Origin of the sequence: Streptomyces sp. ADMS (genome assembly GCF_033441795.1) — a bacterium.
Lineage (GTDB): Bacteria > Actinomycetota > Actinomycetes > Streptomycetales > Streptomycetaceae > Streptomyces.
The window spans coordinates 20,993-45,478 of the sequence record NZ_JAVFVX010000023.1 but is presented as its reverse complement, the minus strand read 5'-3'; the positions used below and the strand labels follow the sequence as shown (position 1 = coordinate 45,478).

At 71.4% G+C, this 24,486-nt stretch carries 14 protein-coding genes; 12 read left to right on the top strand and 2 right to left on the bottom strand.

Translation table 11 applies throughout. The annotated features are described in order from the left end of the window. From RB628_RS13025 to RB628_RS13005, 5 genes are all read left to right on the top strand, one after another. On the top strand, positions 1-1,970 hold a 1,970-nt coding region (locus tag RB628_RS13025), incomplete at its 5' end, for a helix-turn-helix transcriptional regulator (RefSeq protein WP_318320538.1). Between the two features lie 778 nt (positions 1,971-2,748). Further along, positions 2,749-3,819 (top strand): sugar-binding transcriptional regulator, encoded by a 1,071-nt coding sequence (locus tag RB628_RS13020; protein WP_318320537.1) that lies wholly within the window; start codon positions 2,749-2,751, stop codon positions 3,817-3,819. A 109-nt stretch (positions 3,820-3,928) separates the two neighbouring features. Beyond that, complete coding sequence (locus tag RB628_RS13015; protein ID WP_318320536.1) at positions 3,929-4,543, top strand: type VII secretion system-associated protein; 615 nt, start codon at positions 3,929-3,931, stop codon at positions 4,541-4,543. Next, positions 4,540-7,416 (top strand): hypothetical protein, encoded by a 2,877-nt coding sequence (locus tag RB628_RS13010; RefSeq protein ID WP_318320535.1) that lies wholly within the window; start codon positions 4,540-4,542, stop codon positions 7,414-7,416. Before RB628_RS13015 ends, RB628_RS13010 begins: the two co-directional genes overlap by 4 nt. Positions 7,417-7,593: 177 nt before the next feature. Beyond that, positions 7,594-8,898: a hypothetical protein gene (locus RB628_RS13005; RefSeq protein ID WP_318320534.1), complete on the top strand. Its 1,305-nt coding sequence runs from the start codon at positions 7,594-7,596 to the stop codon at positions 8,896-8,898. Between the two features lie 81 nt (positions 8,899-8,979). Here the strand turns inward: RB628_RS13005 and RB628_RS13000 are convergent, their stop codons facing one another. After that, entirely contained in the window at positions 8,980-12,318 is a 3,339-nt protein-coding gene (locus RB628_RS13000) for a right-handed parallel beta-helix repeat-containing protein (RefSeq protein WP_318320533.1), read from the bottom strand. A gap of 95 nt (positions 12,319-12,413) precedes the next feature. Here RB628_RS13000 and RB628_RS12995 point away from each other — a divergent pair, with 95 nt between their 5' ends. After that, complete coding sequence (locus RB628_RS12995; protein WP_318320532.1) at positions 12,414-13,601, top strand: S8 family serine peptidase; 1,188 nt, start codon at positions 12,414-12,416, stop codon at positions 13,599-13,601. A 494-nt stretch (positions 13,602-14,095) separates the two neighbouring features. On the opposite strand, the gene eccCa is transcribed toward RB628_RS12995, so the two are convergent. Further along, on the bottom strand, positions 14,096-18,088 hold the full coding sequence (gene eccCa / locus RB628_RS12990; RefSeq protein WP_318320571.1) for a type VII secretion protein EccCa: 3,993 nt from the start codon (positions 18,086-18,088) through the stop codon (positions 14,096-14,098). A gap of 277 nt (positions 18,089-18,365) precedes the next feature. On the opposite strand from eccCa, the gene eccD reads away from it, so the two are divergent. The 6 genes from eccD to RB628_RS12960 all read left to right on the top strand — a co-directional run. Next, a complete protein-coding gene (gene eccD, locus RB628_RS12985) occupies positions 18,366-19,763 on the top strand; it encodes a type VII secretion integral membrane protein EccD (RefSeq protein WP_318320531.1) in 1,398 nt (465 codons plus the stop codon). Positions 19,764-19,779: 16 nt separating this feature from the next. Further along, positions 19,780-21,258 (top strand): type VII secretion protein EccB, encoded by a 1,479-nt coding sequence (eccB, locus tag RB628_RS12980; protein WP_318320530.1) that lies wholly within the window; start codon positions 19,780-19,782, stop codon positions 21,256-21,258. A 383-nt stretch (positions 21,259-21,641) separates the two neighbouring features. Further along, positions 21,642-22,010: a WXG100 family type VII secretion target gene (locus RB628_RS12975; protein WP_318320529.1), complete on the top strand. Its 369-nt coding sequence runs from the start codon at positions 21,642-21,644 to the stop codon at positions 22,008-22,010. Between the two features lie 44 nt (positions 22,011-22,054). Continuing rightward, the gene (locus RB628_RS12970; RefSeq protein WP_318320528.1) at positions 22,055-22,375 is read left to right on the top strand and encodes a WXG100 family type VII secretion target; all 321 of its coding nucleotides are present in this window, start codon (positions 22,055-22,057) and stop codon (positions 22,373-22,375) included. 231 nt (positions 22,376-22,606) lie between these two features. Beyond that, a complete protein-coding gene (locus RB628_RS12965; protein ID WP_318320527.1) occupies positions 22,607-23,050 on the top strand; it encodes a type VII secretion system-associated protein in 444 nt (147 codons plus the stop codon). Positions 23,051-23,118: 68 nt separating this feature from the next. Then, positions 23,119-24,486: AAWKG family protein (locus RB628_RS12960; RefSeq protein WP_318320526.1), on the top strand; the 1,368-nt coding region annotated here is incomplete at its 3' end.

The window sequence follows — 24,486 nt, the reverse complement described above, 5'->3', positions numbered from 1 at the left end:
GGCGGTTGGGTCTGGGTGGCGTGCAGGTGTCGGGCGGGGTGGTCGATTCGGGTGGCGTGCAGTTGCCGGGTGGGCGGTTGGATCCGGGTGGCGTGCAGTTGCCGGACGGGACGGTCGAAGCCGTCGGCCGTAGGGTGGACGGCCTGGTCAGGGACCGGGTCGTGACCGTCGACGCGGACGGCCGGACAGCGTTCGCCGTTCCGGCACTCGCGGCGGCGCTGCGGACACTGCCCGATCCCGGGGGCCCGTGGCCGCTGTACGCCACGATCACCGGGACGCCGACCGACCGGCCGGGTGCCGGGCGGGCGTGGCCGGTGGGCCACGTGGCAGCGGCGGCCCCGCCGCCGGACGGCGCTCTCGCCGCGCCCCCGCCCGCGTTCCGCGGCGACGCCGAGCCCGGCCGGTCCTGGGCCGTCCACGGTGACGACCCGGCGTCGCGGCGGCTGCCGCCGCACGACGCCAGAACACCCGTCGCGCTGCGCGACTTTGCCGCCCTGAGCCTGCGGCACCCCGACCACATCGGCGTACTCGCGCTCGGCGAGCCGCTGCTCGCTTGCCTCGACGGGCCGCACAGCGAGGAACGGGTCGCTCTGGAATGGGTCACCCGGGCATGGGCCCTGTCGGCGCTGCACGAACACCGGTCCCCGTACGGTGACGACGCCGATCCCCGCTACCGTGCGGCGCTCGGACAAATGCCCGCCGCCGCCGGGCTGGCGGCGCTCGGCGGAGCGTACGGGATCGGCCCGGTCACCCCGATGTCGTTCCGGCCGGGGTCGGCTGACGACGAGTGCGGCTCCGGACCGGTCCCGTCGCCCGGGGAAGTGCGGCTGCTGGCCGCCGCTGTGGGAAGCGGCGGCGAGTTCGAGCGTGCCCGGCAGCGGCCGGCAGGGAACCCTCCCGGGGAAGCGGACCTGGACAGGCTGCGGAACGCCGCCGCGTACGGGGATCTGGCGGGCGCTCTCCAGGCCGTGCTCGGTGAGCGGTACGTCGGAGTGGGAGAGAGCACGGCCGTGCGGTACCACGCCCTGGTGCGCGACTATCTGACGGGGCGCTGGGACAGTGCCCTCTCGTGGGCCCGCCGGATCGAGACGCGGGGCCGGTCCGACGGCGCGGCCGGTGTCGGGCACCTGGCCCGGGCGCTGGCAGCCGAGATCCAGCTCATGCGCGGGGAGTACGGACGCGCCCGCGAGTGGCTGGACCTGATCCCCGACTCCGTCGGCCATCCGCTGGTGGCCCGGGTGCGGCTGGGGGTCCGGTACTGGTCGGGGCATCCGGACGAGGCCTTGGCCCAGGCGTGGCGCGACGTGCGGCGGGCGCGTGAGAACGGACTGCTCGCGGGTGTCGACAGGGTGCTGCTGCGGATTCTGTCGATCACGGTGCGGGGGAACGACCGAGAGGCGTCGCGGGAGACGCTGGAGCACTTGGAGGCACTGCACGAGGAGGCTGCCTCGCCCATGACATACGAGGCGGTGCTCGTGGGGCGCGGGATGGTGCACGGCGACGCGGACAGCGCGCTGGCCGCATACCGGTTGGTACAGCAGCGGGTCGACCTGCCCCTGAGTGTGGACTGCTGCCAGTGCCTGACGGACGTCGGCGACGACCCCCTGCGGTGGCTGGCCGAGGCGACGCGGAGCGTGCACGCCCTGGACATGGGGCCGCCCGTCCGCAGCGTGCTCGGCGAGGCGGCGCGGCGGCGGAACGTATCGCTCCCCAGACGTCGTACGGCCAGGGAAGGGCTCAGCGAGCCGGACGTGCGCGTGATCGCCATGGTGAGCGACGGCTCCACCAACCGGCAGATCGCCGCCCGGCTGGCGTGCAGCGAGAAGACCGTGGAACAACGGCTGACACGGCTGTTCCAGCGGACCGGCTGCCGCTCCCGGGTGGAACTGGCCGCGGCCTGGCTGGACGGCAGCCTTGCCCGACAGGGGCTGGTGCCGGACAGCGGGCCGCGCGGAGACAGCGGGGACTGACGGCAGTCCCGTACGGCTGCGACGGGCCGCGCGGACGGCGAACCGGCAGGCACGTCCGGCGAACCGGCAGGCACGGCCGGGAGCCCGGCACTCGGGCCGGGACACGCACGGTCGGGTGTGGACGAGGTCGAGCGGGGAGGGGTGACGGGGAAGCGCAGCGGGGACGCCTTCCTCCCTCGATGCCGGCCCGTTCCCTTCGCCGCCCTGCCACGGACAGGTTTCGGTGCGGATGCCGGTGCGGACATCGGGCCGCGACAGGGCGGCACCCTGTGCCTGCGCACGGGCGGGCAGAATCCGCTGTCCTCGCGGGCAGTGTTGTAGGCGGACCCGTGATGGTCCACCGAATGGTCCCTAGGGTTGTGAATGATGGTCCGGCGGTGCCGATGTCCGGGCATGTCGGTCTGCGCCAGGCCCGGTCGAGAACCGCTCGGCCCGCGCCGGCCCGTTACCCACGCCGGGGCGCCGCCATCCTCTGTACGGAGCCGGCGCTGCCTCCGACGCTCAGGAGGCGCGGTGTGGACGAACCGATGCCGACGGGGCCCGAGTTGTCCCACGGTGGCGTGAGACCTTGACGAAGGAGCGACGTGTTCACAGCGGACAGTGCGCCGGGCATGCGTGCCGGACGGCGCGATTCCCGGACGGAGACCCTCTGTCGCCGGGAGGCGGGTCGGATCGTCGGCTCGGACGTCGTACGCCTCGCACGCCGGTGCCCGGTGAACCCGAGGTCTGCCGGTGGTCCGCGCGGCCGCCTCTTCCCCGGCCCGACCAGGACCGGCTGATGCGAGCGCAGCGGAACGACAGCGGCGAGGACGAGTTCGCCGGGGCGCAGGCCTCCTCCGCGCCGGTCGACATGCTCCTCGCCGCCTCCGTGGCCAGACGCTTCTACCTCGAGAACCGGTCGAAGGTGGAGATCGCCGAGGAATTCGACATCAGCCGGTTCAGGGTCGCCCGTCTGCTCGACGCCGCTGTCGCCCACAACATCGTGCGGATCGACATCACCGTCCCGGCCGAGATCGACGCCTCGCTCTCGCGGGCCCTGACCGAGCGTTTCGGGCTGAGGCACGCCGTCGTCGTCAACCTGACCCGCGGTGAGGGCGGCACGCCGGCGGCGGGGGACGCCCGCCAGGTCGCCCGCTGGCTCGGAACGGCGGCCGCGCAGCTCGTCTCGGAGATCGCCGAGGAGACAGACGTCCTGGGCCTGGACGGAAGCCGTGCGGTCGAGGCGCTCAGCGAGGCGGTCACCCGGCTGCCTTCCTGCGAGGTGGTCCAGCTGACCGGAGTGCACGGACCGGACCTGGCACACGACGCCGCGGTGACCGCGGTCCGCCGTACCGCCGCGGCCGGCGGCGGCCGGGCCTTTCCCCTCTACGCGCCGTTCCTCCTGCCGGACGTGCCGACGGCCTCGATCCTCAGGAGCCAGCCGGCCATCGCCGAGACGCTGAACCGTTTCGGCGGGGTCACCAAGGCGGTCGTCGGCATCGGCGCGTGGGAAGCCGCGGCCTCGCCGCTGTACGACGCCCTGACGGAGCGGGAGCGCGCGACGTACGGGGCGCTCGGGGCGTGCGCCGAAGTGTGCGGTCATGTCTTCGACGCGGCCGGCAACGTGATTCCCACGGAGGTGAACGCTCGCACGATCTCGGTGAGCGCCGCCCAGCTCCGCGGCTTTCCGGAGCTGATCGCCGTCTCGGGCGGTCCGCGGAGCGCCGAGGACATCCGCACCGTCCTCGAGAGCGGCCTGCTCACGGGTGTCGTCACGGACGCGACGACCGCACGCCGCCTCCTCTGGTACGACGGCCCGGACGGCCCGAACCGGACGAGGGACGCCTACATGGTGGAAACGGCCACATGAGATCGCATGCGGCAGCTCCCGGCCCTTCTCCCGCCGGATTCCGTTCGCCGCCCGGGCCCCGGGGTCTCGTGTGATCGACCAGCCACGTATCCACCGAGTGAGGAAAGCGATGACCCAGCAGGGCGCCGACGGCGCGGGCGAAGAACTCCCGCCCGTTCCGGACGAGATCCGTGAGGCCGGCAGGGTCGCCCCGGACCACTGGCTGGGGATGGTCGATCCGATGTGGTCCGGGGAAGGGAATCCCCCTGAGTGGGCGCTGGCCGGCAGATGGCGGTCGGGGCCGGCCGGCGAGATCGAGGAGTGGCAGGACAACCCTGACTACCGGCCGTCCCCCGGTGCGCGCGGCTGGCCCGAACCGGAGGACGAGGTGGACCGGGCCATCCAGCTCGCCGCGACCGGCTACGGCCCCGGCGAGACGGTGGCACAGGCGCTGCTCGGCCGTGAGGTGGCCGTCCTCACCGGACCCGGCGGCGGCCCGCTGAGCGCCGCGACCCCGGACGGAACCCCGGTCGTCCCGCTCTTCACCTCGCCGGTGTTTCTGCACACCGCCGGCCGTTTCGCCTTCGAACTGGTCAAGGTCGAGGACCTCGTGCCGCGGGTTCCCGAGGGGCACGCGCTCTGTCTCAACCCCACCGGCCCGGTCAGCATGACCCTGGAACTCGACTCCGTACGCGACGCGATGACCGCGGCGGACGACGGCGTGGCACGGGGGGCGGACGCGTGAGCCGCTGGTCGTCCCTCTTCTCCCGCCGGGGCGGCAGGCCGCCCGCCGCGCCGGGCGGCACCCGGCACCCGGTCGGCGACCCGGGCGGAGCCGTACACCGGGGGACCGGCGGTGCCCCGCCCGTCGAGGACGTCGACGGCGTGCTGCTCGTACGCTCGGTCGAGGACGACTCCTTCCCGATGGCCACCCTGGCCGAGGTGGCCCGTGCCGTCAGCGTCGACGAGGACGTCGTCACGGTGATGGTCGGCTCCGCCGACGCAGGCGGGCCCGACGCCGGCCACTGGTCCCGGCTGGGGGCTCTCCTCGACTCCCTGCGCGCGAAGGACATCACCCGGATCCGGCTCGTCATGTCCGGGGCCGGCGACGACCGGCCGGACCAGCCCTGCGTGGCCCGCAGGATCGCCGACGCCTGGGGGCTGGAGGTGACCGCTCCGGACGGAACCGTCCTGGTCACCCCCGGCGGTGTGCTCTTCGTGTACGGAGACTCCCGGCCCGGGTGCGGATGGTGGCACTTCGCGCCCGGTGAGGCACCCCGCAAACTGGGCCCGCGTGCCCCGGCCCCCGGGTGGCAGGAGGCGCTGGGCAGGGTGCCCTCGCACACGACGGGTGGCTGTGTGGTGGACCAGATACCGGCGGGCGTGCTGATGCGTCCGGCCGATGCCCCCGGACCCCACCCCGACGATCTGTGCTTCGCGGTGCCCGTCGACTCCGAGCATCCCGCCGTGCTGGTCGGTGCCCTCCGGGCGGAGAACGTCCCGGCCGACGAGGTGGCCGCCGTGCTCGCGGCGCTGCCGGTGGCGCAGCGGTCCCGGGTCCGGCTGGCCCCGGGGGGCCGCCGTGACCTGCTGGGTCTCGGCCAGTCGGTCGCCGACATGCTGGGCGGCGAGGTGGAAGTGCTCACGGGACTGCCGCTGCTGCCCGACCACGCGCCGCCCGGAGCGGCCCCGCGGCCGACCCTGGTAGGCACCGACGGGACACCGAGCTGGCAGCCCTTCGTGTCCTCCGTGGCCTGCGGACCCGCCGACGCGCTGGGGCGAACTCCCGCCCCCCGCCTGGTCGCGAGCCACCCGCCCGACTGGCTCGCCGACGGCACGGAACCGGGGACCGTACGGCTGACGGACCGCTGGCAGGTCATGGTGACGCGGGCCGGACTCGCCCTGTGGGAACAGGACGGTCCCCGCCCTCCGCTCGCGGGGCCGGCCGTGGACCCGGACACCTGTGCCATCGAACTGGGGGTGCCGGGACAGCCGCTGGACGCCTCGCTGTGGCCCGCGCTGGACCTGCTCCTGGGCGGCCTGGATGCGGGTGCCCGGGCGAGGACGACGCTGCTGGTGCGCGGCAGGCTCACCACCGAGGAGGGCCGACTGCGCAGGCTGGCGGCCGAACACGGGGTGCTGGGCATCCGCTATGTCACGGCCCACACGGGCCCCGGAGCCGGTGCGGGGCCGCGCGCGCCCGCAACTGCCGCCACCGTGTCGCACTCCACCGCCACGGTCACGGAGGGCTCGCTGCTTCGGGAGGAGGCCGCCGAGGAGACCGCGGTCACCCGGTCCGCCACGGCATCGGGCGAGCACAGGGCCGTTCCGGGGCCGGCGACGCCTTCCGCGCGGCACGTGGTCTCTTCCGGGCCGACGGGAACCCCGGCCGGGACCGGGAGCGCCTCGGTGGCCGTTCGGCCCGTCGTACGGGAGACGGGATCACTTCTCTCGGCCGGGCGTACGCCGCCCGGCCGCCGTCCCGTCGCGGAGGCACCGCCGTACGTGCCCGCCGCCTCGCCCGACGGGCCGTCACCCGGCGGTTCGGGGGAGGCCGAGGCGTCTGAGCGCGATTCGGCAGGCGGTGCCGTCGGGGGTACGGAGCCGGAGAGGTCGTCCGGTGCGGACGGCGACGCCGGAACGGTCGCGGGCACCTCGGCGAACGTCTCCGGTGATACGTCGATCGCCGGCCCCGCGTCGCGACGTTCGGCGACCGGCGACGAAGCGCGGGCACGCCGGTCCCCCGGCGGGGCGGGCGGAGAGCCCGAGAAGCCCGGTCCAGAGAGTCACGTACCGGCTCCGGAGCCGCGGCCGGAGCCGGCACGGTCGTCCGCGACGCGAGCCGTTCGTCCTCCGTTCGGCCCAGGACACGTCAGCGGCGCGGCCGAGCAGGCGGCGTTCCGTGACCTCGCCGCGGCCGTCTGGGAGCGGCATGCCGCCGCCGTCTCCCGCGTTCTCACGCGGATGCCCGCACTGCGCGGCCAGGAACTGCAGGCGGCGAGGATCGAGCTCGTCGCCGCGCACGTCTATCTCACCGCCGAGGAAGGGCCGTTGCACCATCGCGAGCTGATCCGCGACATCCGCACGGGTGAGGGGCGCCTGCTGCCCTACGCCGGGTGCCTGGCGTCCGCTCTGCGACGGCTGCCGTCCTACCGGGGTGTGGCGTTGCGCGGAGGGGACGCGACCGGGCCAGAGCCCGCGGTCGGCACCCTCCTGCAGGAACCGGGGCCGCTCAGCGCTCTGGCGCGGCCCTCGGCGCTTCCCGCGGGAACCGGTGTGCGCTACGCGATCTGGTCCTCCACCGGGCGCAAAGTGCGTCAACTGCTCGACCGGTCGGCCGGATCCCCGGAGGCGTTCGACGAGATCGTCTTCGTGCCGGGGACCGGTTTCCGCGTGCTGGGGGTACGGACGGTGCCCGGGGGCGCCCCTGTGGTGCTGCTGCGCGAGCTGGCCGGCAACGCGACCGCCGAGGAACACCTGGACGGGGCGCGGGAGCTCGGCCAGCCGGACCTCAAGGCGCTCACCCACCTCGAAGAGGCGATCGCCAAGGGCCTCCCCGTGGACGAGGGGCGGAACTGGCCGGACCGCTGCACCGGACCCGTGGGCTATGGCGGATAGCCGGGCGGGCGCTCCGGGACCACTCCCGGGCAGGCACGGGACCGCATCACAGTTCACCTACGACGTCAAAGGACAATGATGGCAATTCGTCAGAACCGATCCTCCCCGGACGGGTCGTCGGAGGGTTCCCCGGCTGCCGGGAGTACGGAACCACCGGCTGCCGCGGGCGGGTCGTCCGTGCGCAGGGCGTTCGCGCTCGGGCCGGTGGGAGCCGATCCGCGGCAGGCGCTGGCGCCCGCGGTGCCGCCGGCCGCCGGTGCGGCCCGGGGCGAGAGCGGGCAGAGCGGGAGCGGGGACGCGGCCCCGTCGCGACCGGACACCTCCTCGGGTGGAGCGGCGGGCCTCGGGGCGGCCGTCACCACGAGCGGGACGACCGCGGAGGGGGAAGCGGAAGCGAGCGCTGCGTCGGCCGCCGCACCGGCCGCCGCACCGGCCGCGCAGCCGGAAGCGGTGGGACGTGGGCGTACCCAGGTGGCGTCGGCCGCCGCCGGGGCCGGCGGGTTCGGGGCGTCCGGCGAGGCGGCCGCACGCGGGGGCGGTGAACCGCCGTCCGGGAATCCGAAGAAGCCGCTGCTCGCCGCCGCGGCCATCGCGGGCTCGATCCTGCTCGTGGTGCCGCTGCTGATCCTGGCCACGGGCGGCTCCGACGAGAAGGAGGACAAGGCCGCGGTCTCCGCGACGGACGCCGTCCTCGGGGACGACCAGCCGGGCGCGCCGCAGGGCGAGTACGCCCCGGCCTCACCCACGTCCGACGCGAGCGGGAAGGCCCCCGCGACGCCGAGCGGGAAGGCGAGCGAGAAGGCGAAGTCCGTCGGCGCGGCGGGCGCGGACGACGGCGCGGCCGGTGCGGCGCCGGCCCTGACCGAGGTCCCGGTCGACAGCGCCCCGAAGACACAGCAGACACCGAAGACGTCGACGCAGAAGAAGTCGACGACGACCAACTCCGGTTCCGGCACGACGAACAGCAACTCCGGCTCGGTACAGCGTCAGGCGGCCGGGCCCGCGGTCGGCACCGCGGCGTACGCGGTTCTGCAGCTGGCCGACCGCAACCCGGGCAAACACGTCTGCTACCGGGCCTATGTGACCGGCATGGGCTGGCAGGGCACGCAGTGCGACGGCGCCACGGCGGGCACGGAGGGGCAGAACCGGCCCATCAAGGCGCTCAACATCGCTGTGACCGGCACCAACCGGGTGGACGCCAGTCCGTGGATCCAGGGCACCGGATGGAAGGGGCAGGCGTGGAAGGGCGCGGCCGTCGGCGTCAACCTGACCATCGGAACGGCCTCGGACTCGGCCCCGAACATGGGCGGTTTCGCCATCAGCGTGAACGGGGCCAAGGGCACGATCTGCCAGACCGTGCACCTCCGTGACCGTGGATGGCAGGTTCAGGCGTGCGACACCCCCGAGACCAAGAACAACTACATCTTCGGCGGCACCATGGACAAGGACTTCTGGCTCGAAGCCGTGCGGTTCACCGTGTGACGCCTGTCTGAGAGACGCGAGCGCCCGCCGGATCGGTTCTCCGGCGGGCGCTCGCGCGTCACAGGGTGGCTCGGTGCCGTCTCACAGGGTGGTCCGGTGCCCTGCGGGACGGTTCTCGGGCGCCAGATCCTCGGGGAGCAGCGTCGTGAGGTCGTCGAGGCTGGGCGTCAGGACCCCGCCCAGCCGGCGGGCCTGACTCGTCATCATGGACTCCAGCAACTGGCGGGCGAGCCGGGCGTTGCCGAACGAGCGGTCCCGGGGGATCGCGTCCACATGGGCGCGCAGCGCCGCGAGGGTGTCGGTGCCGCACTCGTAGCCGGACGTGGCGGCGTGCCGGGAGACGATGGTGACCAGTTCCTCCGTGCTGTAGTCCTCGAACTGCACGTACTTGGAGAACCGCGAGGTCAGCCCGGGGTTGGAGGCGAGGAAGCGCTCCATCTCCCCGGTGTATCCGGCGACGATGACCACGATCTCGTCGCGGTGGTCCTCCATCAGTTTCAGCAGGGTGTCGACGGCTTCGCGTCCGAAGTCGTTGGAGGAGCCCTCGGGGGTGAGGGTGTAGGCCTCGTCGATGAACAGCACGCCTCCCAGCGCGCTGGTGAAGACCTCCTTGGTGCGCTGCGCGGTGTGCCCGATGTACTGGCCCACGAGGTCGGCCCGGGCCACCTCGACCAGGGAGGAGCGGGGCAGCACCCCCAGCGAGTGCAGGAGCCTGGCGTACAGCCGGGCCACCGTGGTCTTGCCGGTGCCGGGCGGACCGGTGAAGACCAGATGATTGCTGATCCTGGGTGAGGGCAGCCCCGCCGCCAGCCGCTGCCGGGCGTTGGACAGCAGGTTGACCAGGTCGGAGACCTCGCGTTTCACCGCACCGAGACCCACCATGGCCGTGAGTTCGTCCATGGGGTCGGCCGCGTCGTCCGCCTGCTGGGGTGTTCCGTCGACGGCCGCCGCCTCCGCGTCTCCCACGTCCTGCGGCAGCAGCAGGGTCAGGTCGCTCTCGGCCGGGTCGGGCATGGAAGCGAGCCGGAACGCCTGCCGGTCCACCATCTCCTCGAAGACCCCGCGGGCGGCCCGGCCGTTGCCGAAGGAGGCGTCACGGGTCATCCCCTCGAAGCGGACGGCCAGCGCCTCCCGGGTCAGCGGCCCGAGTTCGTACTGGTTGTGGGCGCACATGCTCTGGGTGATGGTGACGAGTTCGTCCACGGCGTAGTTGCCGAACTCGATGGTGCGGGTGAACCGGGAGGCGAGGCCCGGGTTGGCGGAGAGGAACGACTCCATCTGCTCGGAGTATCCGGCCGCGACCACGACCACGTCGTCGCGGTGGTCCTCCATCAGTTTCAGCAGGGTGTCGACGGCCTCGCGGCCGAAGTCGTTGGAGGATCCTCCTTCGGGCGTGAGGGTGTAGGCCTCGTCGACGAACAGCACGCCGCCCAGCGCGCTGGTGAAGGCCTCGGTGGTCTTGATGGCCGTACCGCCGATGATCTGGGCCACCAGGTCGGCCCGGGCGACCTCGACCAGATGTCCGCTGCGCAGCACGCCCAGGTCCGCCAGGATGCTCCCGTACAGCCGGGCGACGGTGGTCTTTCCGGTGCCGGGGGGGCCGGCGAAGATGAGATGCCGGCTCATCGAGGGCACCGGCATGCCGAGCCGGCGCCGGCGTTCCGCCAGCTGGTTGAGGTTGACCAGGGTGCTCACCTGGTGCTTGACGTTGGCCAGACCGACGAGCGACTCCAGCGCGGCCAGCGGGCCCTCCGGTTCGGGCTCCTTCCCGGACGACCGGCCGGGCGCCCCGCCCTCGCCGCCGCCCTCGGCCGACTCGCCCCAGCTGTCCGCCGCGCCGTTGTCAGCGCTGGTCAGGAAGTCGACCGAGAGCCGGTCGCCGGGGCCGCCCTGCCGCAGCCCCGCCCCCCGGTTGCCGCGCACCACGCACCGGGTGACGGAGACGGGCTCGTCGCTGTCGACCCGTATCCCGTCGCCCGTGCTGCCGGTGACCTCGCAGCCGGTGAGCGTGGCCCGGCCACCGCGCGACACCTGGATCCCGTGGGCCTTCGAACCGCTCACCCGGACCCGTTCCAGCGCGGTCTCCGCGCCGTCCCGGACGCTCACGCCCGCGTCGGCGCTGTCGCTGATCTCGCAGTCCCGCAGGGTGCCCCGGCCGTGTTCGCCGACGAGTACGCCCGAGCGGGCGGAGGACCGCATCACCGTGTCGCTGACCTCGGGGTCGGCGTCGTCGTCGATGCTCATCGCGCAGCCGCCCGCGGACTCGATCTCGCAGTGCTCCAGGCGCCCGCGGCCGTCGTCGCCGAACTCGATGCCGTGGCCGCCCGCCCCCGTGATCCGGGCGCGGCGCAGCAGCGGGTTGGCGGAGGAGCGGACGGAGATGCCGACCCCGGCCGCGTCCAGTACGTCGAGACGTTCGAACTCGGCGGTGGAGTCGTCCGCCAGGACCACCGCCCCCGAGGCGTCTGCGCAGTCGCTGACCACCGTGTCCCGCAGCAGCGGGGCACTGCCCTCGACGACCCGGACGGCGGGCTGGGTGGAGCTGTGGAACTCGCAGTTCTCCAGGGTTCCGCGTGAGCGGTCGAGGACGAGCAGTCCGCTGTGCTTGGTGCGCCGGGTGACACAGCGGCGCAGCAGCGGGTCGGCCCCGCCGGAGATGACGATGGCGCTCTGGGTGATGGACTCGAACGTGGTGTCCTCGATCTCCGGGCGGGAGACGCTGGACACGAGCAGGCCCACCGAGGTGTGGTGGACGGTGGACCGTACGACCCGGGTCGAGCTGTGGCCCTCCAGGGCGATGGCGGGCTTGTCGGTGCCGGAGATGTCGCAGCCGTCCACGGTGCCCCTGGCCTCACCGCTGGCGAGGATGCCGTTGGCCCGCGCGCCGCGGATCCGGCAGTCGCGGATCAGGGGACGGGCGGTCTCGCCGATGACCACCGCGGAGGTGCCGAAGTTCTGGAACACGCAGTCCTCGATGACGCTCTCGGCGTCCGAGGAGTCGACGATCCCGGCGCCGCCGGGGTTGCTGACCTCGCAGCCGCGGGCGGCCAGCGAGCCAGAGCCGCGGACCAGCAGGGCCGTCCACCCCGAGCCGGTCACGGAGCATCCGTCGAGGGCGGCCTGGCCGGCCGGTACGTCCACGACCGCCAGTTCCTTGTCCCGTCCGCGCAGGGTCAGACCGCTGAGCATGACGGCGTCGGCCATGAGGCTGACGGCGGTGCCGGCGCGGGGGGAGATCTCGACGGCTCCCGGCTCGCCCTCGGCGACGATCGTGACCCGGTTCCTGATCACGAGGTTCTCGGCGTAGCGCCCCGGGCGTACCCGGATCACCGCTCCCGTGCGCGCCTGGGCCAGTGCCTCACCGATCGTCTGGAAGGTGTCCGTCCGTTCCGGGCAGACCGTGAGTATTTGCCGTGCCACGCGCCTCGAACCTCCTCGTTTTTCTTGGTCTTTGCCCTGCCCTGTACGCAATTCGAGTATGTCATGCGCATATCAGGGGTATGATGCGAAGCATCATGAAATACAGGTATGTGCGTCCCGTGCTGGCTGCCGCCGTGATCCTGCCGCTCACCTGCGTGCCCGCCGTCGCGGAGGCGGCCGGCGACCCGGGCGTCACGCTGCTGCCTCCACTGCCCCTGCGACTGGGTGAGGACAGTCCGTGCACCGGGGCCTCGGAGGAGACCGCCACCGCCGCGGCGTGGTCCCAGATCACGCTCGGGCTGTCGCGGGCCCAGCGGATCTCCCGGGGGGCCGGGGTGACGGTCGCGGTGGTCGACACCGGTGTCTCCTCCGGCGTGCCCAGCCTGTCCGGGCGGGTGACGGCCCTCGGCGGGGCCGGCGAGGACTGTGTGGGACACGGAACCTTCGCCGCCGGTCTTATCGCGGCCGCCCCGGAGACGGGCAGCGGTATCACCGGCGTGGCCCCGGAGGCCGGGATCATCGCCCTGCGGGGGACCGACGACCGCGGCGTGCCCTCGGCGCAGCGCGTCGCCCTCGGAATCCGTACGGCGGCGGACCGGGGCGCGCAGGTCATCTACGTCGGTCACGCCCTGGACACCGGAAGGGCGGAGCTCACCGCGGCCGCGGCCTACGCGGCGCAACGTGACGCACTCGTGGTCGCCCCCGCGGCTCCGGACGCCGTGACCAAGGAGGAACTCGGGCCGGACGGTGCGATGCCGGAGGGGCCGTACTGGCCGGCCGCCGCGCCCGGCGTGCTGGCCGTCGTGGACTTCGGGCCGAACGGCGTCCGGCAGCAGAAAGCTCCGCCCGCCTACGAGCCGGACCTGTCGGCGCCCGGCAGCTCCATGGTCAGCGTCGGGCCGAAGGGCTCCGGCCACTACATCGGCTCCGGCGCCTCGCTGGCGGCGGCCGGTACCGCGGGGGCCGCCGCGCTCGTACGGGCGTTCCACCCCGGGATGAGCGCCGCGGAGGTCTCCGCGCGACTGCTCGCGACCAGCTATCCGTCGGACACCCCTCGACTCGACCCCTACGCCGCGCTGTCGGTCGTACCGGAAAAGGGCGAGGTGGCCGCCGTACAGCCGGCCCCCGCACACTTCCCGGAACCCGCGGACGTCGGCCCCCGGAACCGGGCCCTGGCGATCGCGGGTGCGGGACTCGCGGTGGTCCTGCTGGTCGCGGCCCTGGCTGCGGTACTGCCCCGTGGCCGCGCCAGGAACTGGCTGCCGCCGGGCCGTCAGCCGTAGCGGGCCGCCGGTGGCGGGAAGCCGACGGCTGGGCGGGAGCGCGGCCGGTCCTCGTGCCGCACAGAACGACGCGGGAACGTATCCCGCCTCCCCGAGACCGTTCGGCCCCCGCCCGGCCGACCTGCCGGGACCTGCGGTGCCCGGCACCCGCGCCCGTCGTGCTGCCGGCCCGAGTGCATCCCGTACGAGAGCCCGCCCCCGGCACTCCGACGGCGGGCTGACGCCGGGCACTTGACGACCCGGCCGGACAGACCCGGTACGGGGGAGGTCTTCCGCGGCCATGGCGGAGCGGTGGTTGGCGTCCCGGCCGGCCCCGGAGGGCCGCGGAGGCCCGAGAACGACGCAACCGTCCGCGACGATCCCGGCTCGGACCGCTGCCTCGTCCCCGCCGGCGGTCGGGTACGCGCCGGCGGCAGCGCGAACTTCCGCCCCCTGCCGGGAGCCGGGCAGGGCGCAGCAGTCGGGCGTGTGCGGTGGGTGGGTGGGGTGGGGCATCAGGGGGTGGCCTCCAGCTGCGGGGTCTGGATCTGGAGGGTTTTGCGGCGGGCGATGCGTACCGCCCGGCCGGGGATCAGCTCGCGGCCCTTTACGCTGCCGAAGAGGTACCCCTCGCTCGGCGGGCAGGACATCAGCAGGCCCGGCGTGTTGACCTCCTGGAGTCTGCGCATCAAGGACTCGTTGAGACCGCGCCCGGCTCCCGCGGAGGAGCGGGCCACGATCAGGTGCAGACCGACCTCGTGGCCGAGCGCGAGATGGTCGAGCAGCGGGGCGAACGGCTGGGCCATGGGCCCGCTGCCGACCATGTCGTAGTCGTCGACCAGGATGAACAGCCGCGGCCCCTGCCACCAGTCGCACAGCCGCATCCGCGACGGCGCGATGTTCTCGCCCGGAACCCGCCCCCGGACCGCCCTGGCCGCCCCGTCCACGAGGTCCTTCAGCATGTCCAGGGACACGGCGTTGCCGAGCCGGTAGCGCTCGGGGATGCTCTCCACCAGCTCTCGCCGGTAGTCCACCGTCATGATGCGGGCCTCGGCCGGGGTGTACCGCTCGGTGATGCCCCTGGCGATCACCTTCAGCAGGTTGGTCTTGCCGCACTCCGTGTCGCCCACCACGATCATGTGCGGGTTCTCGGCGAAGTCGTGCCACACGGGGGCGAGTTCGTTCTCGTCCAGGCCGATGGCGATCCGCAGCCCGAGGTCTCCCTCCGGCTCCGGAAGCTCGGCCACGGGCAGCCGGGCCGGCAGCATCCGTACCCGGGGCGCGGGCGGCCCCGCCCAGTTCTCCCCGATCGCGGCGACGAGACCGGCGACGCCGTCGGCGAGGTCGTCGGCGTCCTCGACCCCGTCCACGCGCGGCAGCGCCGACAGATAGTGCAGCTTGTCGCTGGTCAGGCCACGGCCGGGGCTGCGCGGAATCGCCCCCGCCTTGCGGGAGTCGATCTGCGAGTCCATCGGATCGCCCATCCGCAGCTCCAGCCGGGTGCCCGTCTGGTCACGCACGGAGGACGACAGTTCCACCCAGCGGGCGGTGGTGATCACCAGATGGACGCCGTAGTTGAGTCCGCGGGCCGCGAGCGCGTTGAAGCTGGGGATGTGCCGGTCGAAGTCCTGGCGCACGGTGGACCAGCCGTCGACGACGAGGAAGACGTCACCGTGCGGCTCGTCGGGGAACTCGCCCGCCGCGCGCCGCTTGCGGTACGTGGGCATCGAGTCGACGCCGTGTTCCAGGAAGAACCGCTCCCGCTTGCTGAGCAGCGTGCTGACCTCGGCGATCACCCTGCCCACCCGCTCCGCGTCCACCCGGGCCGCCACCCCGCTCATGTGCGGCAGCTCATCCAGGGCGGCGAGCGTGCCACCGCCGAAGTCCAGGCAGTAGAACTGCACTTCACGCGGGGTGTGGGTGAGGGCGAGCGCGGTGATGAGGGTCCTCAGCAGGGTGCTCTTGCCGCTCTGCGGGCCACCGGCGATGGCCACATGACCCCCGGCCGCCGAGAGGTCGACCGTCAGCAGATCGCGGAGCTGGTCGAACGGCCGGTCCACAACGCCCACCGGTACGGTGAGCCGGCCCCGTAGCGGCCAGTCGGCCGTGGTGAGGCCGTACCGCGGATCCGGGGTCAGCGGGGGCAGGATCTGGTCCAGGGTGGCCGGGCTGCCGAGCGGCGGCAGCCAGACCTGGTGGGCGGGCGGGCCCGCGTGCCGCAGCCGGTCGAGCGCCACCGACAGCAGCGTCTCGCCGCTCTCCGCGTCGGGGCCCTCCGCCTCCGGTTCCTCTTCCTCCTCGCCGCCCCCGCCCGTCGGATCGGGGTCCGCGAGGGTACGTGGCACCACCCATTCCGCCGTCCACGGCACCACCTGACGCGCCACCTGCGCCTGGACGACGGCGCGGCGGCGCTCGTAGGGGCCCGACACATACGCGGCACGGAAACGGGTCAGCGCGTCGACACCGCTCTTGAGGAAACCGGCGCCCGGCTGAGCCGGCAGTTCGTAGGCGTCCGGCACACCCAGCACGCCGCGGCTCTCCATCGCGGAGAAGGTGCGCAGGCCGATCCGGTACGACAGATGGCTCTCCAACTGGTGCATGCGCCCCTCGTCCAGCCGCTGCGAGGCAAGCAGCAGATGCACCCCGAGCGACCGCCCGAGCCGCCCGATCATCACGAACAGCTCCATGAAGTCCCGGTGTGCGGACAGCAGTTCGCTGAACTCGTCGACCACGACGAACAGACTGGGCAGCGGTTGCAACGGCACCCCGGAAGCCCGTGCCTTCTCGTACTCCAGGGCGGAGGTGTAGTTCCCGGCGGCGCGCAACAGTTCCTGACGGCGTATCAGTTCGCCGTGCAGGGCGTCCTGCATACGGGCGACCAGCGACACCTCGTCGGCGAGGTTGGTGATGACCGCGGAGGTGTGCGGCAGCTCGTCGAGGCCGAGGAAGGTCGCGCCGCCCTTGAAGTCGACGAGGATGAAGTTCAGCGTCTCGGAGGAGTTGGTCAGCGCCAGGCTCAGCACCAGGGTGCGCAACAGCTCGCTCTTGCCGGAGCCGGTGGCCCCGATGAGCATGCCGTGCGGGCCCGTACCGCCCTGCGCGGACTCCTTGATGTCCAGTTCCACGGGCCTGCCCTCGTCGCTGACCGCGATGGGGACCCGGAGCCGTGCCGCACCGGTGTGCCGCTCCCACAGCGTGGCCGGCTCGTGCTGGTGCAGATCGGGAATGTTCAACAGGGCGGTCAGTTCGACGTCGTTGGAGAACGGCTTGGAGTCGCCGCCGCCGATGGTCATCCGGTAGGGCGCGAGCAGCCGGGCGAGTGCCTGCGCGCCCACCGGGCCGAACCGGTCGGGTCTGCCGAGCGCCGTCGACTGTTCCTTGCGGTCGCGGTCCGTGCGCACCAGCGCGACGCTGTCCTCGTCCACCTCGAGGCGCAGGGTGGTACGGCCCGGCTTCCAGGCCAGGGCTCCGGTGAGGTCGAGCACCACCGCGTTGCGGAACCCTTGGCCGTCCAGGCGATGGCCCGCGGGAACGGTGCAGCCGTCGATCACGATGACCGTGTACGGCTCCTCGCGCCCCGGCACGGCCTCGGGGTCGGCGCCCGGGCGCTCGAGGAACTCCGCACCGAGCAGGCCCTCCAGCTCGTTGAAGGCCGAGGTGATCATCCGGACCGGCCCGGCGCCGTCCTCCTCGTGCCGGTGAAGGCTGTGCGGGAGCCATTTCGCCCACTCCCACTCGGCCCGCCGCTCGTCCGACACACACAGAGCGATCCACAGGTCGTCGGGGGAGTGGAAGACCGCCAACTGGCCGAGCAGGCCGCGCACCAGACCCCGTATCCGCTCCTCGTCGCCGCGGAAGAGCACCTTCGACCAGGCCCGCAGATAGATCGCGATGGGCTGGTCGCGCACGGTCGAGTAGGCCCGGGTGAAGCTGCGCAGGGCGTGCGCGGACAGCGGTTCGAGGTCCTCGACGGGTTTGGTCGACAACGGGGTCAGCTTCATTCCGATGCGCTGGTCACCGACGCCCATCCGGACCTCCGCGAAGTCCTCGTCGGACGCCCGGCGTTCCCACAGCCGTGTGGTGCGCACGAAGGAGGACAGCGCGTCGGGCTCGGGATGGCGCCAGGACAGGGCGCGCTGCTGCTCGACGACGGTGGCCCGCACCTTGCGCCGCGTCTGGCGCAGATAGCGCAGGTAGTCGCGGCGTTCGCCCTTCATCCGCTGCTTGCGTTCGCTGTTGCGCTTCATGACCTGGCCGACCATCATCGCCGCGGAGGCGACCACCATCAGGCCGAGCGCGATGTAGATGAATCCGCCGCTGGACCGGGTCATACCGGGCCGCATGAACATCAGCATCATGGAGACGGACATGAGCGCCATCGGCAAGTACGTCCACACCGCTGAACTGTCCGGCACGACTTCGGGAAGTGTCGGCGGCTCCTGAAGACTCAGCTCTCCCGCCGGCAATTCCGGACCTTTGCGGCGTGCCGGCCTGCGGAACAGGATCACGCTCAACGAATGGCCTCCTCGAAGATGTCGCAACGATTTCCGTGGCAACGCCGCGGCGCAATCCGGCGTTTACCGGAGTCGCCGAAGTGAAAGCGGGACGCCTCGCATTGCGCATGAAGTCAATTGGATGAAGTCAATTGGATGAAGTAGAGTCCCGCGCCATGCCGCAGATTTTCCGAATGGACTCTGTGGAACGCTGCACGGGACGTTGTATCTTCAGCGGGATTCCAGCCACCGCGTGTCTCGCGGTCCGCCAGAAAGCGTGAACACGAAGCCCATGACTGATATTCAGGCGGCAAGCCTGTGCCGCGTCACCGTACGTGCCCCGGCCAGGACCGTCGACCTGGCCGTACCTTCCGATGTCTCCGTTGCCGATCTGCTGCCCACAGTGATCGGTTACGGCGGCGACGACCTGGAGGAATCCGGCCTGGAGCATGGCGGTTGGGTACTGCAACGCCTCGGCGGCCCACCGCTCGACCCCGAGAGTACCTTGGACTCCCTCGGCCTGCGTGACGGTGAGGCCCTTTGTCTGCGCCCGCGCACCGAGGCGCTCCCGGAGGTGCACCTCGACGACCTGGTCGACGGCATCTCCACCACCATGCAGCAGCGCCCGCACAGTTGGAGCGCGGAAGCCAGCCGGCGTCTGCTGCACGGCATGGCCGTCGCCGCGCTCACCCTCGGCATCGTGTTCCTGGCCCTGCCGGGATCGGCTGGCTGGCTGCGTGCGCTCGTGGCCTCGGCCGCCGGACTGCTGCTGCTCGCCGGAGCGGGTTCCGCGGCCCGGGCCGTCGGCGACTCCGGGGCGGGCTCGGTGCTCGGCCTCATGGCGGTTCCCTACTTCGCGCTGGCGGGCTGGCTGCTGCCCGGCGGTGAGTTGGGCGGTGCGGACGGTGACGCCGTGCTGGGCGCACGACTGCTGGCGGCGGCCGCCTCCGGCGGCGGCGCGGCGGTCCTGGCGCTGGCCGCGGTCGGCACCTACCCGGCGCTGTTCCTCGGCACGGCCTCCGTCGCCGTGGCGGGGGCGCTCGGCGCCGTCCTGGTCATCCTGGATCTGGCGCCCGAGCAGGCGGCCGGCGTCGTCGCCGTCGTGGTGGTGCTGTTCGGCGGCTTCGTCCCCTCGCTGTCGTTCCGGCTCTCCGGCATGCGGATGCCGCCGTTGCCCACCAACGTCCAGCAGTTGCAGCAGGGCATCGACCCGTATCCCGCCTCCGACGTCGAGGTGCGCGCGACGCTGGCGGACGGCTGGATGACCGCCTTCTACACGGCCATCGGCCTGATCTGTCTGCCGTGCCTCGCGGCGCTCGTGACCGAGCCGGGCCTGTCCGGAGTCCTCACCGTCGTGGCCCTGTCGCTGCTGCTGCTGCTGCACAGCAGGGGGTTGGGCAACGTCTGGCAGCGGCTCGCGCTGACCACGGCGGGCGTCTGGGGCACGGCCCTGCTGCTGCTCGTCGCGGCCCGCGCCGCCGGTCCGCAGGACCGGCTGACCCTGACGGCCGGTCTGCTGGCGCTGGCGGCCACGATCACGATCGCCTCATGGACCGTGCCCGGGCGGCGTCTGCTGCCGTACTGGGGACGCGCGGCCGAACTGCTGCACTCGCTCGCCGCCATCAGCCTGCTGCCGCTGGTTCTCTGGTCGATGGGCGTCTACGGCATGCTTCGCGGCATCAACGGCTGACCGGGAGAACGCGACCATGCACAGCAAGCGAGACCAGGTACAGGCGCATCTCTTCGTCATGGGGAGACTGGCCTCGGCCATGCTGAGGTCCGAGCCCGACGACCCGGAGAGCCCGTTGGGCAGAACCAACCGCGGCGCCGCGATAGGCGTGGTCATCGCCGTGCTGGTGTGCGCCGGGGCCTTCGTCTTCGGGCTCATCAAACCGGGCGGGAACGACTCCTGGCGTACGTCCCAGGACCTCATCGTCGACAAACAGACAGGGGCGCGCTACCTGTTCCTGGACGGACGGCTGCACCCCGTACGCAACTACGCGTCGGCCCAGTTGATAGCCGGCGGCGACCTCGGCGTCACCACGGTGGGGACCTCCTCGCTCGCCGGCACACCGCACGGGACACCCATCGGCATCCCGGACGGCCCCGAGGCGCTGCCGGCCGCCGGTGACCTGGACAACGAGCCGTGGCTGGTGTGTTCCGGCCTTGTCCCGAGGACCACGGGTGTCGTCACGCCGACCACGGCGCTCGTCCTCGGCTCCGACGAGCCCCAGAACGTACCGGGCGGACGGCAACTGGGCGCAGCGGACGGCCTGTTGGTCGCCGGGCCCGACGGCGCCACGTATCTGCTGTGGCAGGGCAGCCGGCTGCGCCTGGACAAGGCGGCGAACGCTGCCGAGGCCCTGGGCTACGGGGACGTCACCCCCCGCCCCGTGGCGGCCGCGTTCCTCGACGCCTTCCCCCAGGGACCGGATCTGGCCCCGGTGAAGGTGCCCGGCCGAGGCACGAACGGACCCGCGCTGGCGGGCCGGAGCACGAGAACCGGGCAGGTCTTCCGGGTCGACGTGCCGGGTACGGAGCCCCGCTATCACGTGCTCCAACGGGAGGGTCTGGTCCCGTTGACGGCCACCGGCGCGGCTCTTCTGCTGGGCGACCCCCGGACCCGTGCGGAGGCGTACGGGGGAGCCCCCGCGACCGTGGCGACGCTCGGGGCCGACGCGCTGACCGAGCATCTCGCCCCGGGGGCCGAGGACTTGGCGGCGAGCTCGGCGAGGCTGCCCGAGAAGCCGCCGGGGGCGGTCGGCGTCGCCACCGGCTCCGTCGCGTGCGCGGCCGTCGACTCCACAAAGAGTGGTGTGCGGGTGGGCACGTCCCTGCTGCCCGAGAGCACACTGCCCCGGGCCGTGCTGCCACCGGCCCCCGAGGTCGTCCCGGGGTGTCTGAAGGTCGACGCCATCGCCGTGGAAGCCGGAAAGGGCGCGCTGGTCAGGGCGTTGGGAGCGGGCGGCAGCGCGCTGGGCGACACGACGTACCTGGTGACGGACGAGGGTGTGAAGTACCGGCTGCTGTCCCAGGAGGGCGTGAAGGCACTGGGCTACGAGGGTGTCGAGGCGCGGACCATGCCCTCGCCGATGCTGAACATGCTGCCGAGCGGCCCGGACCTCACGCCCGAGGCGGCCTCCTCCGGGGAGGCACGGGTGACGCTGCGGTGTCCGGCGATATAGCGGGGCATTAGGGGAGAACCCGCCCGACGGCGAATCCCCTCGCGGGAAAATTCTCCGCTCCTCCGCGGTCACTTTGCGTTGAGTCCACGTGAACGGCCGTGCCGCGGGGCGGGGGGTAACGCCCGGTCTGTCCGGATGGAATTACGCCGCTGCTCAGCTGAGCGGCGTGAATTCGGATTCTCCGCTCAATCGAGCATTTGGGGACCGCGGTTCGGGCTGTCGTGGCGGCTCGGCGGCAGATTGCCAAACAAGTTGCCGCCTGCTTAGCATCCTGGCATCTCATGTCCCGGTGAGTCGGTGAGTGACCGCGGGGGCCAACTTGTCTGCCCGCAAGTGGTAATGAGGTCCACAGCTCGGTGGTTGGCGCCGAAAGGAAATTCCCCATGCAGCAGTCCGAAGAACAGGCGACCCGCGGCGGAATCAGGGTGCTGGAGCAGGCGTTCTCCGCCATCCAGCAACGTCAGCAGGGCGTCCAGAACACCGCCGCGGATCTCTCGACCAAGTACCAGGGCCAGGACGGCGGGAAGTTCAAGTCGTTGCTGGAACAGTGGGACGGGCACGTCGACACCATCCTGATCAATCTGGACCGGATGGTCGACGAGCTCAACAACACCCTCTTGGAACAAGGTCTGGTGCAGGGTTCCTCGACGGAAGCGATCGACCAGGAGTACTCGAGGTCCACGCAGGTTTTCGACGAACTCAACGGATACAACACGGGTGGCGTCCAGAACGGCACCAACCCCAACGCCTGACCGGCTTCACACCCATCGCACCCCACGGCGGATCGAGGATTCTGATGAGCTTCAGCGAAGGCTATATCTATGTCGACTACAGCTCCGCCGAGGCCTCGGTGGACGAGATGCAGGAGCAGTCGAAGGCCATAGCCGACATCATCGACCAAATGAACAGGGATCTGGCTGGGCTCAAGGAGACCTGGATCGGTGACGACAGGGACGTCTACACCGAGGTGCAGGCGAAGTGGGACGGCGCCGTCACCAACATCCAGATGCTGCTCCAGAACCACTCCGGGCTGCTCAACAAGATCTCCGCCGACTACCGGTACTCGGAGCAGAGCCGCACGCAGCGGTGGGGCGAGATCCGGATCGGCGGCCGCTGACCTGTGCGAAACGGCTGTCTCACGCCTTCCCCGTGCACGACGGCACGGGAGGACACCGGGCGGAGACGGGCCGCAGAGCCACCGGGCGCCGTCGGCCTCAGCTGTTCCGGGCGCCGCCGCCATCGCCCGGAGAAGTTGAGGCCGACGGCGCCCTGCGTATGACCTCAGATCTCTCGGAAGCCCGGTGGGCGGGACCGCTCCGGTCCCGATGCCGCATGGAAGGGGAACGACGTGGCTGATGTCACGGTTCTTGACAGCGCATTTCTGAAGAAGTTCATCGAGGAAAACGTCGAGGATTTCGCGGCAACGCTGGCGAACATGCTCAAGGACGACGCGATCGAGGGCGATGCGATCTCGGTCATCTCCAAGGGTACGCGCGAGAACACCGAAATCGTCGCGTCGAAGCCCCTCATTCTCGGCACTATGGCCCTCGGTAAGGGAAAGGCGGCCGATCTGAACGCGGTGATCCAGACCTCTGCGGGAGAGGTATCCCGCATCCTGGACGAGCAGACAGCGCTTTTCGAGGATCTCCAGGAAGCGCTGTGGGCAACCATCGCCGAGCTGAACAAAGTACAGGGGATGAATCTGGAAAAAATCTCCCTGGACGATTTCATGGACATCTTCGAGGACGTCGACGGTGATTCCGGGGGGTCCGGTGGTGACTCGGAGAAATAGACCGTGTCCTGGGGCGCTCTGAAGCAGGACCATTCCCTTTTTCTGGTACGAGCTCGTGGAGCACGGTGATGGCCGAACCGAAAGACGTCGTAAACAACAATGACGACAACTGGAAAATAGCGGTCGGCATGCTCACCGGCTATGACCTGGGTGACCGGGCCAAGGTGTTCGACAGTCTGAAGGGGAACGACGGGATCCCGCTGATGCATGTTCGGCTGGATCGGGTGGGTGGTCCCGAATATGTCTCCGGTTTCGTGTCCTCGGGCGGTTGGCAACGGCACAACACCGACTTCATCATTCCGTTCTACCGCTCTCATCACAATCCGGATGACTCGGACGAGGGGACGCTGCTTTCCAGCTACCGGGCGCACATCACCCTCCTGGGCACGGTCGGGAAGGCTCCGCCGAGCGGGGACGACGTGATCGGGGGTGGCGAGCGCACCAGCAAGGTCCTGAAGGACAAGGGCGGCTGGAACAAGGAGGGGGAAGCCGTCAAGTGGGACAACGCTCTCCTGAGCCGGTACGTCCACGGCTCCGTGGCCGCCCTCCGACAGTTGACCACGTTCTACAACACCCACGGCTTCAGCCACTCCGGCCATGCCGTGCCCGACGACTCCTATGTCGACCTGGTGTCCTTCACCGACACGGCGAAGTCGTTCGACCGGGCCGTCAAGTTCTTCCAGGAAAGCTCCGCCACCATCGAGAAATGGGACAACGGAAAAATCGGTGAGGGCAGCCAGTCCTGGGACGGCACCTCGGCGGCCGTTTTCAAGGAGCTCATCCACAAGCTGGCAAGGAACTACGAGGGATACGCCGACCAGATCAACAAGGGTGACGCCGACGGCGCCTCCGAGACCATTGACGGTCAGATCGTGAATTCCGGGCCCGCTCAGGCTCTCGCCGCAGCCCAGTGGGAGCTCTACAATCAGGCGCAGATCCTTGAGTCGAAGTGGCAGGTGTGGAAGGCCACCAGTAATCCGCAGCGCTGGCTTTACGACATGTTGCAGGACGCCAGATGGACTCTTACTAATACCCAATACAATGAAACTGACATCCAGACCATATCCTCGGGTCGAACTTATCGAAACGTGGTGGTCGCGAAGGCGGGATTCCAGAACACCATTTCGATCTATGGGCAGTCCTATGGCCCGCCCAGCGATATGGAGACGTGGAAGAAAATAGGTGCCGAGGCCGTTCGCCGGTGGGATCAGTCCGTGAAGGACTGGCTCGCTGCGGCCGGGTCCGATGCCATCAACGCCATCGAAAGGGCCCTGGCCGCGGCCCATGACGCCTTCGACCCCAAGTTGACGGACAAGGACAGTCGCTCACTTTCGGAAATCTCGGCAAAGACGGAGGCGGACAAGGAAAAAATCGACGCGAAGAAGGACAGGGACGAGTCCAAGGCCGAGGCGGACAAGGACAGGGAGGAGGCGAGG